This window comes from Bacillus salipaludis (assembly GCF_030938565.1).
In the GTDB taxonomy this organism is placed as follows: Bacteria; Bacillota; Bacilli; order Bacillales; family Cytobacillaceae; genus Neobacillus; species Neobacillus salipaludis_A.
In genome coordinates this window covers 4,946,070-4,959,812 of record NZ_JAVGVR010000001.1, presented here as the reverse complement: position 1 = coordinate 4,959,812, position 13,743 = coordinate 4,946,070, and the positions used below count along the sequence as shown (strand labels likewise).

At 37.8% G+C, this 13,743-nt stretch carries 16 protein-coding genes; 15 read left to right on the top strand and 1 reads right to left on the bottom strand.

Features of this window, described 5'->3' with window-relative positions; translation table 11 throughout:
* Positions 1 to 152 precede the first annotated feature (152 nt).
* A complete protein-coding gene (locus RCG21_RS24605) occupies positions 153 to 911 on the top strand; it encodes a pyridoxal phosphate-dependent aminotransferase (RefSeq protein ID WP_268884105.1) in 759 nt (252 codons plus the stop codon).
* 30 nt (positions 912 to 941) lie between these two features.
* Positions 942 to 1,943, top strand: a complete 1,002-nt coding sequence (locus RCG21_RS24600) for a C-terminal binding protein (RefSeq protein ID WP_133335875.1) — start codon at positions 942 to 944, stop codon at positions 1,941 to 1,943.
* A gap of 317 nt (positions 1,944 to 2,260) precedes the next feature.
* On the opposite strand, the gene RCG21_RS24595 is transcribed toward RCG21_RS24600, so the two are convergent.
* A complete protein-coding gene (locus RCG21_RS24595; protein WP_081810677.1) occupies positions 2,261 to 2,404 on the bottom strand; it encodes a YpzI family protein in 144 nt (47 codons plus the stop codon).
* 109 nt (positions 2,405 to 2,513) lie between these two features.
* On the opposite strand from RCG21_RS24595, the gene RCG21_RS24590 reads away from it, so the two are divergent.
* From RCG21_RS24590 to ndk, 13 genes are all read left to right on the top strand, one after another.
* The gene (locus RCG21_RS24590; RefSeq protein ID WP_133335877.1) at positions 2,514 to 3,122 is read left to right on the top strand and encodes a YphA family membrane protein; all 609 of its coding nucleotides are present in this window, start codon (positions 2,514 to 2,516) and stop codon (positions 3,120 to 3,122) included.
* A gap of 183 nt (positions 3,123 to 3,305) precedes the next feature.
* Positions 3,306 to 4,616 (top strand): ribosome biogenesis GTPase Der, encoded by a 1,311-nt coding sequence (gene der, locus RCG21_RS24585; RefSeq protein WP_133335879.1) that lies wholly within the window; start codon positions 3,306 to 3,308, stop codon positions 4,614 to 4,616.
* An 18-nt stretch (positions 4,617 to 4,634) separates the two neighbouring features.
* Complete coding sequence (locus tag RCG21_RS24580) at positions 4,635 to 5,684, top strand: NAD(P)H-dependent glycerol-3-phosphate dehydrogenase (RefSeq protein WP_133335881.1); 1,050 nt, start codon at positions 4,635 to 4,637, stop codon at positions 5,682 to 5,684.
* A 215-nt stretch (positions 5,685 to 5,899) separates the two neighbouring features.
* Positions 5,900 to 6,085 carry a DUF2768 domain-containing protein gene (locus tag RCG21_RS24575; RefSeq protein ID WP_133335883.1) on the top strand — a complete coding sequence of 62 codons (186 nt, stop codon included), beginning with the start codon at positions 5,900 to 5,902 and terminating at the stop codon, positions 6,083 to 6,085.
* 33 nt (positions 6,086 to 6,118) lie between these two features.
* Complete coding sequence (locus RCG21_RS24570; protein ID WP_133335885.1) at positions 6,119 to 6,844, top strand: YphF family lipoprotein; 726 nt, start codon at positions 6,119 to 6,121, stop codon at positions 6,842 to 6,844.
* Between the two features lie 321 nt (positions 6,845 to 7,165).
* Complete coding sequence (gene spoIVA, locus RCG21_RS24565) at positions 7,166 to 8,644, top strand: stage IV sporulation protein A (RefSeq protein ID WP_026573284.1); 1,479 nt, start codon at positions 7,166 to 7,168, stop codon at positions 8,642 to 8,644.
* A 362-nt stretch (positions 8,645 to 9,006) separates the two neighbouring features.
* On the top strand, positions 9,007 to 9,279 hold the full coding sequence (gene hbs, locus RCG21_RS24560) for a non-specific DNA-binding protein Hbs (protein WP_034676225.1): 273 nt from the start codon (positions 9,007 to 9,009) through the stop codon (positions 9,277 to 9,279).
* Positions 9,280 to 9,604: 325 nt separating this feature from the next.
* Positions 9,605 to 10,171, top strand: coding sequence for a GTP cyclohydrolase I FolE (folE, locus tag RCG21_RS24555; RefSeq protein WP_133335887.1), 567 nt, complete (start codon positions 9,605 to 9,607; stop codon positions 10,169 to 10,171).
* 28 nt (positions 10,172 to 10,199) lie between these two features.
* Positions 10,200 to 10,436, top strand: a complete 237-nt coding sequence (gene mtrB, locus RCG21_RS24550) for a trp RNA-binding attenuation protein MtrB (RefSeq protein WP_133335889.1) — start codon at positions 10,200 to 10,202, stop codon at positions 10,434 to 10,436.
* Positions 10,437 to 10,676: 240 nt separating this feature from the next.
* Positions 10,677 to 11,489 (top strand): heptaprenyl diphosphate synthase component 1, encoded by an 813-nt coding sequence (locus RCG21_RS24545; protein ID WP_133335891.1) that lies wholly within the window; start codon positions 10,677 to 10,679, stop codon positions 11,487 to 11,489.
* Positions 11,490 to 11,491: 2 nt separating this feature from the next.
* Positions 11,492 to 12,196: a demethylmenaquinone methyltransferase gene (locus RCG21_RS24540; protein ID WP_133335893.1), complete on the top strand. Its 705-nt coding sequence runs from the start codon at positions 11,492 to 11,494 to the stop codon at positions 12,194 to 12,196.
* A gap of 40 nt (positions 12,197 to 12,236) precedes the next feature.
* Entirely contained in the window at positions 12,237 to 13,199 is a 963-nt protein-coding gene (gene hepT, locus RCG21_RS24535) for a heptaprenyl diphosphate synthase component II (RefSeq protein ID WP_133335895.1), read from the top strand.
* A gap of 96 nt (positions 13,200 to 13,295) precedes the next feature.
* The gene (gene ndk, locus RCG21_RS24530) at positions 13,296 to 13,742 is read left to right on the top strand and encodes a nucleoside-diphosphate kinase (RefSeq protein ID WP_026573277.1); all 447 of its coding nucleotides are present in this window, start codon (positions 13,296 to 13,298) and stop codon (positions 13,740 to 13,742) included.
* Position 13,743: the final 1 nt, after the last annotated feature.

Sequence of the window (13,743 nt, the reverse complement as noted above, 5' to 3'; positions counted from 1 at the left end):
TATATCCTGAATCAACATGCAGGGAACTATGTGAAAAATTAGGAAAATTCTATAAAATTGATCCTGGACAATTTCTAATAGCAAACGGTGCCGGATAATATCATTTCTTTGATTGGTAATGCCTATATTAACCCTGGTGATGAAATTATCTATTGTACCCCTACTTCCCCCCATATAGAACTATTACTTTGCTTATGGAAGGAACTACTATTGAGGTCCCATTGCTTGAGAATCATACCTATAATCTCGAAGGAATTCTTACAGCAATAAATGAAAATACTAAACTTATTTTTATTTGTAATCCCAATAACCCGACTGGTACGATTTTGGCAGAAAATGAATTGGAATTATTTCTAAAAAGCATTCCACCACATGTGATTGTGGTGTTAGATGAAGCATATGTCGAATTTATTGATCGTGAAAGGTATCGGACTGGAATCGATTATGTAAAGGAAGGTTACCCTGTTATTTTTGTTCGGACTTTTTCAAAATTGTACGGATTGGCGGGTACTAGAATTGGATATGCAGCTGCACGTGTTGAATATATAGAAACTATCCAAGCGGTAAGGGAACCTTTTTCTGCTAATCGTATTGCTCATGCAGGTGCTTTAGCTGCACTTGATGATCAAGAGTATATAAATAAAAGTTTAAGAGAAAATAAGCGTGAGATGCTTGAGCTTACAAATAAACTAAAGACTTTGGGGTTTGATGTGATTGAATCACACGCTAACTTTCTGTTCGTGGATATGAAAGAACATGTTATGGTGCTTTCCCAGGCACTGATGCAAGAGGGAATTCTTATACGCCCATGTATTGCTTGGGGGTTACAATCACATGCCCGTATTTCAATTGGTACTTCGGAACAAAATAAACTTTTAATAAAATCATTAAAAAAATTAGAAAAAATCTAACTTTTATAGGAGCAAAAGGAGAGAAGTAGAGTGAGAGCAGGCAAGTACTTAGTTTGGATATTAGATGATGAATGGAATGATCATAATTTAGAAATGAATATGTATCAACAACATGATATAGAAGTAAAAGTTACCCGTTCAGAAACGCTAGAGGAAGATTTACCGATTTTTGCTCCTATCGCTGATGGAGTGGTAGCACAGGTGGGTTTTCAATGCCGAGCTAATATCATTGAAAAGTTAGATTCTTGTAAAGTTATCTCTATACCTGGAGTTGGCTATGATCATGTTGATGTGGACGCAGCTACTAAAAAAGGGATAGTTGTTTCACATGTTCCTGATTATTGTGCTGAGGAGGTTTCTGATCATACGGTTGCCCTAATTCTTGCGGTTACTCGTAGATTATCAGCGTATAGTCGTAAAGTAAAAGAAGGAAAATGGGATCCGATGGATACCCTTCCGATTCAGCGCTTTAGTACAAATACTGTAGGCTTTCTCGGGTTTGGCAAAATTGCCCGCAGAGTGGCTGAAAAACTAAAGCCGTTTGGAGTTCGCTTGATTACCTATGCTCCAAGTGTGCCTAAAGAAATATTTTCAAAATACACGGTGGAATCGGTTTCGTTTAACGAATTGTTAAGGCAATCGACTATCTTAAGTTTGCATATACCTTTAAGACCGGAAAATAAGAACATCATTGGGTACGAACAACTAAAACAGATGCCTAAGGGGTCTTTTATTGTCAACACCAGCCGGGGCGGGCTTATTAATGAAGAAGATTTGTATCAGGCTATAGTGGAAGGACATATTGCCGGTGCTGGCTTGGATGTACTGTTGAATGAACCACCTGATCCAAACGATCCATTGCTAAGTTTGGATCAGGTTTATATTACTCCGCATTCCGGATATATTTCGGATGATGCTCTTAGGGAATTAAAACATAAAACATGCCAAAATATTATCGATGGTGTAGCCGGCAGGCCTTTAGTTAAAGTCTTAAACCAAGAAGCATTAAACAATTTTAATCGTGTAGTTTAAAAATTCAATAATAAAGGAAAGCATCATCGGACAAGAAAATGTCCATTGATGCTTTTTTACTTTGGCTCTATAAACTTTGTTGTTGATTTCCACTCCAGGCACAAGCGGTTCGTGGGCGGTCTGGGGAGCCTCCTCGTTGCTTTGCTCCTGCGGGGTCTCCCTTTCACCGTACTCCCACAGGACACTGAATTGCTCCCTTGAATCCGCCCACGCACGAAGAAAATGCGTTAGCATTTTCGAGGAGTCTACGTGCCTTCCGCTCCAATCACCTTTGTTTATTAATCAACATTGTTCTTTAACATTGCCATTACTTTAAATTAATCATATTTGGAGTCGTTTAAACTCCTAGCCTCTTCAGGGCTTTGTAATTTGGTGGCACCTGGGTAATGCAATGCTTGATCCCTGTCAGATTCCACTCTTCTGCTTGCCTTTAGTTTTTTTTCTTGACGGTCTTTTCCCATTCTTTCTACACCTCCTCTTAATAAGATGAATCATCAGGTAAAGATTATGCAGGTTAGTATGAAAATACATAGTATTAACCAATAATGAAGATAATAGGAGGTGGTAAAGGTGGAAGGCTCCATATTTTATTGGATTTGTTGGTCTTTTTGGGTCTATCTAACTTTCTTTTTAAAAAAGCAGAATCCATATCGTTTAAAATTAGCTGCAGCCATTTTACTCGTCATTATTCTTTCACCTACTCATTATAAGCTTGGAAATATCGAAATATATGCAAGCGGTGTATTCATTTTAAGTCTTACCTTTATAATGATTAGTAAGGAAAAGCTTAGAGCAATCATCTATTATTTTATTTGTTCCTATATTATGGGAATTGCGTATGTTACCTTTCATTTGTTTGAAATTTTCGATCCGATTTGGATTATTATTAAAAAGGAATGGATGATGGGAATTCTATTGGGGTATTTAGCCATAATTCTGCAAAAAACACTCAGAGGAAGATTATTAATTGTTATAAATGGAACGATGCAAGGAGAATTCTTATATGCGTTTATTTTAAATAAATATCATTTTCCATACTCAATTGGTGCATTAGCCTATCTTGATGTTTGTACATTAATCAGCTTTTTGCTTGTTGGATGGAGCTTTTTTGAAAATGCAGGTGCGATATTTCAAAATCATTTTAACTTTACTGAAAAAGCAAAGCAAAAATCATCTTGACTTCGGAGGTTTCCATTGCGGGAAAGGATTAACATTTGTTAAACTAATTAAGTTGGCCCTTCTTATGGATAGAAGGGTTTTATCATTAGCACTTATTACTGAATGATTTGGCCTGAGTATATTGCTTAGAGAATTAAACATAAATAAGTTGTTGATTATATATTGGAAAGGATGGGAATGTAAATGGTAAAACCAGTTATTGCCATTGTGGGCCGTCCAAATGTAGGTAAGTCCACTATTTTTAACCGCATTGTCGGTGAACGTGTTTCGATTGTAGAAGATATCCCAGGCGTGACAAGGGACCGTATATATAGTTCCGGTGAATGGCTGAATCATGATTTTAATGTGATTGATACTGGAGGGATTGACATCGGTGATGAGCCTTTCTTGGAGCAAATTCGCCAACAGGCAGAAGTAGCGATTGATGAAGCCGATGTTATCATTTTTTTAACTAACGGAAGAGAAGGGGTAACTGCTGCGGATGAAGAAGTAGCGAAAATCCTCTATAAATCAAAAAAACCGATTGTTTTAGGAGTAAATAAAATTGATAATCCCGAAATGCGGGAACAAATTTATGATTTTTATGCATTGGGTTTTGGTGAACCTATTCCAGTTTCCGGGTCACATGGTCTTGGACTTGGTGATTTGTTAGACGCTGCTGCGAAACACTTTCCAAAAGACAGCGGAGATGATTATGATGCGGATGTCATTAAGTTTTCATTAATTGGACGTCCTAATGTTGGGAAATCCTCCTTGGTTAATGCTATATTAGGAGAAGACCGTGTTATTGTCAGCGATATTGCTGGTACAACACGGGATGCAGTAGATTCACCCTATACATATAACGACGAGAAATATGTCATTATTGATACGGCGGGTATGCGTAAAAAAGGTAAGGTTTATGAAAGTACCGAGAAATACAGTGTCCTAAGGGCATTAAGGGCGATTGAACGTTCCGATGTTGTCTTAGTCGTTTTAAATGCGGAAGAAGGAATCATTGAACAGGACAAAAAAATTGCCGGGTATGCTCATGAAGCGGGAAGAGCAGTTGTTATTGTCGTCAATAAATGGGACGCTGTTGAAAAAGATGAAAAGACTATGAAGGAGCTTGAACAAAAAATAAGGGAACATTTCCTATTCTTAAGTTATGCGCCAATCGTCTTTTTATCTGCTAAAACCAAAAAGCGGATCCATACCTTGCTGCCAATGATTAATTTGGCCAGTGAAAATCATTCAATGCGCGTTGATACTAGTGTGTTAAATGATATTATCATGGATGCAGTTGCGATGAATCCAACCCCAACAGACAAAGGCAGACGCCTGAAAATATATTATGCAACCCAGGTTGCTGTTAAGCCGCCGACCTTTGTTATCTTTGTCAACGAACCCGAGCTATTGCATTTTTCGTATGAGCGTTTTCTGGAGAATCGAATTCGCGATGCTTTTGGATTCGAAGGAACCCCGATAAAAATCTTTGCCAGAGAAAGAAAATAAGAAAGGCCGGTGTAGTAAATGGGGCAAAAATCTGAAACCATCGCTGTTTTAGGTGCAGGCAGCTGGGGAACAGCCTTGGCATTGGTTCTAGCCGATAATGGTCACCATGTCCGTTTGTGGAGTCATAACGAAAATCAAGTCACAGAAATCAATCAATTTCATACAAATAAAAAGTATTTACCGGGTATCAATCTGCCGGAGTTGATTGTAGGTTATGCCTCTTTAAGTGACTCATTATCAGGTGTAGAAACAATTATTTTAGCTGTGCCAACAAAGGCAATTCGCGAAGTCATTGGAAAAATCGCTTCGGTTGCAAAAAATCCATTTATTATTGCCCATGTAAGCAAAGGGATTGAACCTGGCTCGCTAATGAGAATAACTGAAATAATTGAAGAAGAAATGCCCAAAGAGTTTTTAAGCGATGTTGTGGTACTTTCCGGTCCAAGCCATGCTGAGGAAGTTAGTTTACGCCATCCAACAACCGTAACCGTATCGTCGAAAAATATGGAGGCGGCCGGAAAAATTCAAGATTTATTTATCAATAATAATTTTAGGGTCTACACCAATTCCGATTTAATTGGTGTAGAAATAGGCGGCGCCTTAAAAAATATTATTGCGCTCGCGGCAGGGATTACGGACGGACTAGGTTATGGAGATAATGCCAAAGCAGCATTAATCACCAGAGGCCTTGCGGAAATTGCACGTTTAGGAACGAAAATGGGGGCAAATCCACTAACATTTTCCGGTTTAGCGGGTATTGGAGATTTAATCGTAACTTGTACAAGTGTTCATTCGAGGAATTGGCGTGCTGGGAATCTTCTTGGTAAGGGGAAAACACTTGATGAAGTTCTCGACAATATGGGAATGGTGGTAGAAGGAGTAAGAACAACAAAAGCAGCGTATCAGCTCGCAAAAAAATACGATGTCGTTATGCCAATCACCTTCGCATTATATGATGTCTTGTTCAACGGTAAAAACGCCAAGGACGGCGTTGATATCTTAATGGGCCGTGGAAAAAAACCGGAAATGGAAGACCTGACAAATATTTTAGACGAAAGACATGATTAAAACTAAAAATGTGCATTTTTGACTAAAAAAATAGGTGTTCGATGATACGCTTTTTAATATGTCAGCATACAATGCAACGAAGAACAATGATAGTATGAAGCTGGAGTATGGGTTATTTTAGTCTAAATGACTGAAGTAAAGAATTCGCCCCTCTTTACTTCAGTTTTTTTATTGGACTATGGTATAATAACCTACGGTAAAAGGGGGAGTTATTTTTGTCACCTGGAATGCTTAAAATGTGGATTTCTGTTGCCGGAATCGCCTTAATGTTCTTAGCGATTTTCACCATTTATCTTAGCCGCTATAAATTAAAAGGGATTTTTCGGGCAATTACAGCAATTATAGCTTATTTATTTATGATTATTGCGGGAATTATTTTATTTATCGTTTTATTTACTTAAATTATTCTTATTACATAAAATAAAGGTGATTGTATGAAACGGCTCATGCTAGGCTGCGTTTTTGTGTTTACGGCTATTTTTTTATCAGGGTGCATGTACCCAAATGAAAAACTAGCAAAGAATCAAATCCCTTATAAAGATCAAATTCAGGCAGTTCAATCAGCTGTGGATTCTTTTCAGAAGGAAAATGGCGGCATTCTGCCGATTAAAACAAGGGAAGCCAATACTCCAATATATTTAAAATATCCGATTGACTTTAAAAAAATTTCACCGAAGTACATGGCGGAGCCTCCGGGAAATGCTTTTGAAAATGGCGGGATTTTTCAGTATGTGCTCGTGGATGTTGAAAAGAATCCAACCGTAAAATTGTTGGATTTAAGGATGGCAGAAACTCTTCGGGACATTAATCTAAGAATTAAAACAAAGGGATATCCGCCCTATAAAGATAGTATTGCAAATAACGTGTATACCCTGGATTATAAAAAGCTGGGTCTTGAAAGTCCGCCATCAGTAGTCAGTCCTTATTCAAATCAAAATCTTCCTCTTGTCATCACCGGAAATGCAGAGGTCTATGTAGATTACCGTGCTGATTTGTATCAGGCGCTGAAGAAAACGAAAAAAAACTTTAAACCCGGGGAGGACATTCGCTCCATTCTCGTGAACAACTCCATGTTTGTTCCGGCCTATTCCTTACCCTATACGGTGGATTCTAAAACAAAAGAGCCTGTTTTTCTGGAAACCAAATTCATGAATAAATAAGATAATATTAAATTGTCATAACCCTTTTCTTGCGAAATATATTGTAGGAGAAGGGTTTTTTAGGTTAATAGGTTAACAAAATCTATCCCAATAAGGATAACACCGAAATAAAAGCTGTGTATCTTTATTCGAAACCCTCACTTGATCCAAACCGTTCAGACACGACACATACCTTTAAAGCACTGAATTTTGAATAGGGGGGTAAAAAATTTTTAAAAAAGTGTCATAACAATATAGGACAACGTCATAAACATATACTGTCCAAAAATACCTAGATGGATAATATTATCCCACTTTAGTCTATGATCGGGAGGGGATCACTTGGAAAAGGTTGATATTTTTAAAGATATTGCCGAGAGAACCGGCGGTGATATTTATTTAGGGGTCGTAGGAGCGGTACGGACAGGGAAATCAACATTCATTAAAAAATTTATGGAACTGGTTGTTTTACCGAATATAAACAATGAGGCTGACAGATCCCGTGCTCAAGATGAACTTCCACAGAGTTCTGCCGGCAAAACAATCATGACAACAGAGCCGAAATTTGTTCCAAATCAAGCAGCGACAGTTCATGTTGATGATGGTTTGGATGTTAATATAAGGCTTGTGGATTGTGTTGGCTATACGGTGCCAGGTGCGAAAGGTTATGAGGATGAAAATGGACCTCGAATGATTACCACTCCTTGGTATGAAGAACCGATTCCATTTCATGAAGCAGCTGAAATTGGAACAAGGAAGGTTATTCAAGAACATTCAACCATCGGGGTTGTTGTCACTACAGATGGAACAATTGGTGAAATCCCAAGAAGCAACTACATCGAGGCGGAAGAAAGAGTCGTTGAGGAATTAAAGGAAGTCGGCAAACCATTTATAATGGTTGTCAACAGTGCTCAGCCATACCACCCGAGTACTGAAACGCTTCGGTCGAGCCTGGCCGAAAAATATGACATTCCTGTCATTGCAATGAGTGTAGAAAGCATGAGGGACAGTGATGTACTCAATGTTCTTCGTGAAGCCTTGTATGAGTTCCCAGTCCTTGAGGTGAATGTAAACCTGCCAAGCTGGGTGATGGTCTTAAGGGAGAATCACTGGCTCCGCGAGAGCTATCAGGAGGCAGTAAAAGATACCGTTAAAGATATCAAGAGATTACGAGATGTTGACAGGGTCGTGCAACAATTCAGTGAATATGATTTTATTGACCGTGCAGGATTAGCGGGGATTGAGATGGGGCAAGGGGTTGCAGAAATTGACTTATTCGCTCCAGATGAGTTATATGATGATATTTTAAAAGAAATCGTCGGTGTAGAAATTAGGGGTAAAGACCATCTTCTTGAACTTATGCAAGATTTTGCACATGCAAAAGCGGAATATGATCATATCTCTGATGCATTGAAAATGGTGAAGCAAACAGGTTATGGTATCGCCTCACCTACACTCTCAGACATGAGTCTTGAAGAGCCGGAAATTATCCGTCAAGGTGCCCGGTTTGGAGTAAGGCTGAGAGCTGTTGCACCTTCTATTCATATGATTAAGGTTGATGTTGAATCTGAGTTTGCCCCAATCATTGGTACCGAAAAGCAAAGTGAAGAGCTGGTCCGTTATCTAATGCAAGACTTTGAGGATGATCCTCTATCGATTTGGAATTCTGATATATTCGGCAGGTCACTAAGCTCTATTGTACGAGAAGGGATTCAAGCAAAGCTTTCACTAATGCCTGAGAATGCAAGGTATAAATTAAAAGAAACATTAGAGAGAATTATTAACGAGGGATCAGGCGGTTTAATTGCCATTATCCTATAGAAGAAGGGACTCCGCATGGGGTCTTTTTTCTTTTTTTGTAGTATTTTGTAAGAAAATAGAGAGAAAAAAGTAGAAATTTGTTGTTTTGAAGAAAAGATTACCATTATTTCATGAAATTTTCTTGATATGCTGAAATGATTATGATAATCTTTTAACAGAATTACGTTATGGTGCTAAAAACCTATATATAATAAGGTTTTTTCAAAAAAAATAGATTGTACGACAAGAAAAATTCAATTAAGATTAAATTGTTAATAAAACCGCACTATGACGTATAGAATTTGGAAAATCTGTTTAGAAATGTAGATAAGTATCCTTATTTACGAGTTTTTGAATAATTGCTTTGGGAGGAGGTGAATGGCATGAACAAGACAGAACTAATTAATGCAGTAGCTGAAGCAAGTGAACTTTCTAAAAAAGATGCTACCAAAGCAGTTGATGCTGTTTTTGATTCAATTTTAGATGCTTTGAAAAACGGTGATAAAGTTCAATTAATCGGTTTTGGTAACTTTGAAGTACGCGAGCGTGCAGCACGTAAAGGTCGCAACCCTCAAACTGGTGAGGAAATTGAGATTGGTGCAAGCAAAGTTCCAGCATTTAAGCCAGGGAAGGCGCTTAAAGACGCAGTAAAATAATTACATAATTTATTGCTTTAAGCGAATGCTTAAGAGCTAAGGTCATGGTTAAAGCCATGACCTTTTTTCTTTCAGTAGAATAAATCGCTTCGGTAAATGTCCAGCTCCAGCGCCTAGCCCCTCGAGGGAAAAAATGAACTGCTTTTTTCTTAGGTTGCTTCGGTCCTGACGATAAGATCAAAGAACGACTTCACCGTCAGGACCTCCAGCGCTTTTCGGGGCTGACCAAGGCGCTTCCGCTTTTCTTTTTTGCCTGTAGTGAAAAGGTTGTGCTAATATGTATGTGTCATATATACTTGACAGATATACAGTAGGAGGAATCACCATGTCAGATGTAAATCGTGCCCAAATCGAAGAGGCGGTGCGTTTAATATTAGAAGCAATTGGCGAGGATCCAAACCGTGAAGGCTTGCTTGATACACCTAAACGTGTAGCCAAAATGTATGAAGAAGTATTTAGCGGATTAAATGAGGATCCTAAAAAACATTTTGAAACTATTTTTAGCGAGGATCATGAGGAATTAGTATTAGTTAAAGATATTCCGTTTTATTCTATGTGTGAACATCATCTTGTACCTTTCTTTGGGAAGGCTCACGTTGCCTATATTCCACAAAACGGTCGTGTCACCGGACTAAGTAAATTAGCACGAGCAGTAGAAGCCGTTGCGAAAAGACCGCAGCTTCAGGAAAGGATAACCTCTACCATTGCAGATAGTATTATGGAAAAGCTAGAGCCACATGGTGTAATGGTCGTTGTGGAAGCTGAACATATGTGTATGACGATGAGAGGGGTAAAAAAGCCCGGATCAAAAACAGTAACGACTGCTGTTCGTGGAACACTTGCGAATGATACGATTGCTCGTTCTGAAATTCTTTCATTAATTAAAAATTAGTAAAATCAAAAGCTAGGGGGGATTATAATTGGAAAAACGGCAATCCCAAAATAGTGATTATGTTGTGATAAAAGCCTTAGATGACGGAGTAAATGTGATCGGTCTAACAAGAGGAACGGATACTAGATTCCATCATTCTGAAAAGCTTGACAAGGGTGAGGTGCTAATTGCCCAATTTACGGAGCATACATCTGCAATAAAAATTAGGGGCAACGCAAAGGTTTTAACCCAACTTGGCGAAGTAGAAAGTGAAATAAAAAAATAATCGATGAAAATTGATTATCTTCAAAATCAAAAGGATTAATCCTATTCCCTTTATTGAAGATGTGTTTATTTTGCGAAATTTCGCTCAGGGTAAGTCATTTGTGCTATAATTGTGTCTGTTGTTTAAAAAATGATCGAAAACTATTCCGAAATTAGATGAATAACAGGCATGAATGTTCCTGTTTATTATAAAATAACAGAATAAAGATATAAACTTTTTGGGGAAGCAAGGGTGATTAGGGTGTCAGACATTCGACAAAAATTTACAGATATTCTAGAGCAGGTTGAACAAAGGGTATTGGACCCTTACTTGCTCAAATATATTGAAACCCCCATTATTGACGAAGATAAACTTCTTATCCTTTTATCAATTATGGATGGACTCGAATTGTCTTACAGGGAAGTCAAAAACTACTGTTTATCTACAATGTTAATTCAAATTGCCCTTGATACCCATGAACAAAATTCGATTTCCTCCGATGATGAAAAAAGCCGTCAATTAACTGTTTTAGCAGGGGATTATTTCAGTGGTCTATATTATAAACTTCTTGCTGAATCAGAAGATATTTTGGTTATAAAAGCACTATCAGAAGGAATTAAGGAAATTAATGAAAATAAAATATCGGTTTACCATAGTGAAGCGGATACAATTGACAAGCTGATGATGAGTATAAAAAGGATTGAAAGTTCTTTACTAATCAAGCTCACTGAATATTTTCAAGGGGATGCTTGGACTGAGTTTTTCGAAAATCTATTCTTCATTAAGCGCCTATTAACGGAGAAAAAACAATATCTTCAATACGGCAGTTCATTATTATTTGAAGGACTAAAAAATATTATTTTTCCGTATAATGAACAGCAATCATCAAATTTATCGAGCGATCAGCAGCAGGACCTGCTAATGGTTTGTGATCGCTATATTAATAAAACAAAACAATTGATTGAAAAAGGAAAAAATCAGTTTCCTTATTTAAATGAATTACTTGAACAGCGAATTTCCTTTATTTTAGATCGAGCACAACCAATGGCAAAAACTTTTGTGGAGGAAGGGTAATCATGCAGCAATCGAAAGAACAGCGGGTTCATAAGGTTTTTGAAAAGATTTCTGATGACTATGACAAGATGAACTCTGTGATAAGTTTTCAACAGCATATAAAGTGGCGGAAGGACACAATGAATAGGATGAAAGTTAAACCTGGTTCAAAAGCCCTTGATGTTTGCTGTGGAACGGGAGACTGGACGATTGCACTAGCTGAAGCAGTAGGCCCTTCCGGTGAAGTGGTTGGGTTGGATTTCAGCAAAAACATGCTTAAGGTAGGCCAGGAAAAAGTTAATCATTTAGGTTTGAATCAAATTAAATTAATTCACGGTAATGCGATGGAACTTCCATTTCCAGACCAAAGTTTTGATTATGTGACCATTGGCTTTGGTTTAAGGAATGTACCGGATTACTTACAGGTTTTAAAAGAGATGAATCGTGTTTTAAAACCTGGTGGGGTTGCAGTATGTCTTGAAACTTCACAGCCCACATTGATTGGATATCGACAGCTATTTTATTTTTATTTTCACTATATTATGCCTTTATTTGGAAAGTTATTTGCAAAAAGCTATAATGAGTATTCATGGCTTCATGAATCTGCAAGGGATTTTCCGGGCATGAGGGAGCTTGCCCGCATGTTTGAGAATGCAGGCTTTATGAATGTTTTCTATAAACCCTATAGCGGGGGCGCAGCTGCCGTTCATTTTGGGTATAAGAACTGATAGATTATATGTAGACGGGATGAAAAGCTGGTGAATACAAATGAAATTAAAAATGATGTATTCATTTTTGAATTCGGATATAAACATAATTGAAAAGAAGCTTGAGGAAACGATTCAGTCAGACTCGTTTCTTTTAAAGCAGGCTTCGATGCATACACTTCAAGCTGGAGGAAAAAGAATTCGTCCTATTTTTGTTTTGCTTGCAGGAAAATTTGGTCATTATGATATTGAGGTAATGAAAGACGTTGCAGTTGCTTTAGAACTTATCCATATGGCTTCACTTGTTCATGATGATGTAATTGATGATGCCGATCTCAGGAGAGGGCAGCCAACGGTAAAATCAAAATGGGATAATCAGATTGCCATGTATACAGGTGATTTTGTTTTTGCTCTATCGCTTGAATTAATGTCTAATATTAAAGATCCTGCAGCGCATAAAATTTTGGCCAATACGATTGTAGAGGTTACAATTGGCGAAATCCAACAAATCAAGGATAAGTACCGTTTTAATCAAAATTTCCGTGATTATTTCCGAAGGATAAAGCGGAAAACTGCCTTATTAATTGCTGCAAGCTGTCAATTAGGGGCTATTGCCGCAGGTGCCAGCGAGTCTGTCCATAAAAACTTATACCGTTTTGGGTATTATGTAGGGATGTCTTTTCAAATAACCGATGATATTTTGGATTTTACTGCTTCTGAGGCAGAGTTAGGCAAACCGGCAGGTAGTGATTTATTGCAAGGAAACATCACAGCCCCGGTTTTGTATGCATTGGAAAATGAGAAAATTCGTGAGGAAATCATCAAAGTGAATGAGAACACTCAGCCAAATCAGATAAGCGAAATCATTTCCCTGATTAAACAGTCAGGAGCGATTGAAAAATCGATAGCATTAAGTGATCTTTATCTTGATAAAGCATTGGCTGTTCTTGAAGAACTGCCTACGAATAAAGCAAAGAAAACCCTTCGAGATATTGCGAAGTATATTGGAAGGCGCAAGTTCTAGATTTTCCGGTCTTGCGAAATTACCCAAAAAATGATACTATTTTCGTTGATTGCTTTATCATAACAATCATATACATAATGATTTAGGAGTGGGATTATGGAAAGAACATATTTAATGGTAAAACCTGATGGCGTACAACGTAACCTAATTGGCGAAATCGTTGCACGTTTCGAAAAAAAAGGATTCCAACTTGTTGGAGCAAAATTAATGAGCATTCCAAAAGAAGTTGCTGAAGAGCATTATGGTGAGCACAAAGAACGCCCTTTCTTTGGCGAATTAGTTGATTTTATTACATCTAGTCCAGTTTTTGCAATGGTTTGGCAAGGTGAAAACGTGATTGCAACTGCACGTCAAATGATGGGTTCTACTAATCCAAAAGATGCAGCTCCTGGAACAATCCGCGGCGATTTCGGTATAACAGTTGGTAAAAACGTTATCCATGGTTCTGATTCACCTGCAAGTGCAGAACGCGAAATCGGCATTTTCTTTAAAGAAAATGAATTGGTTGAATACACTAAGCCTGTAAATGAATGGATTTATTAAA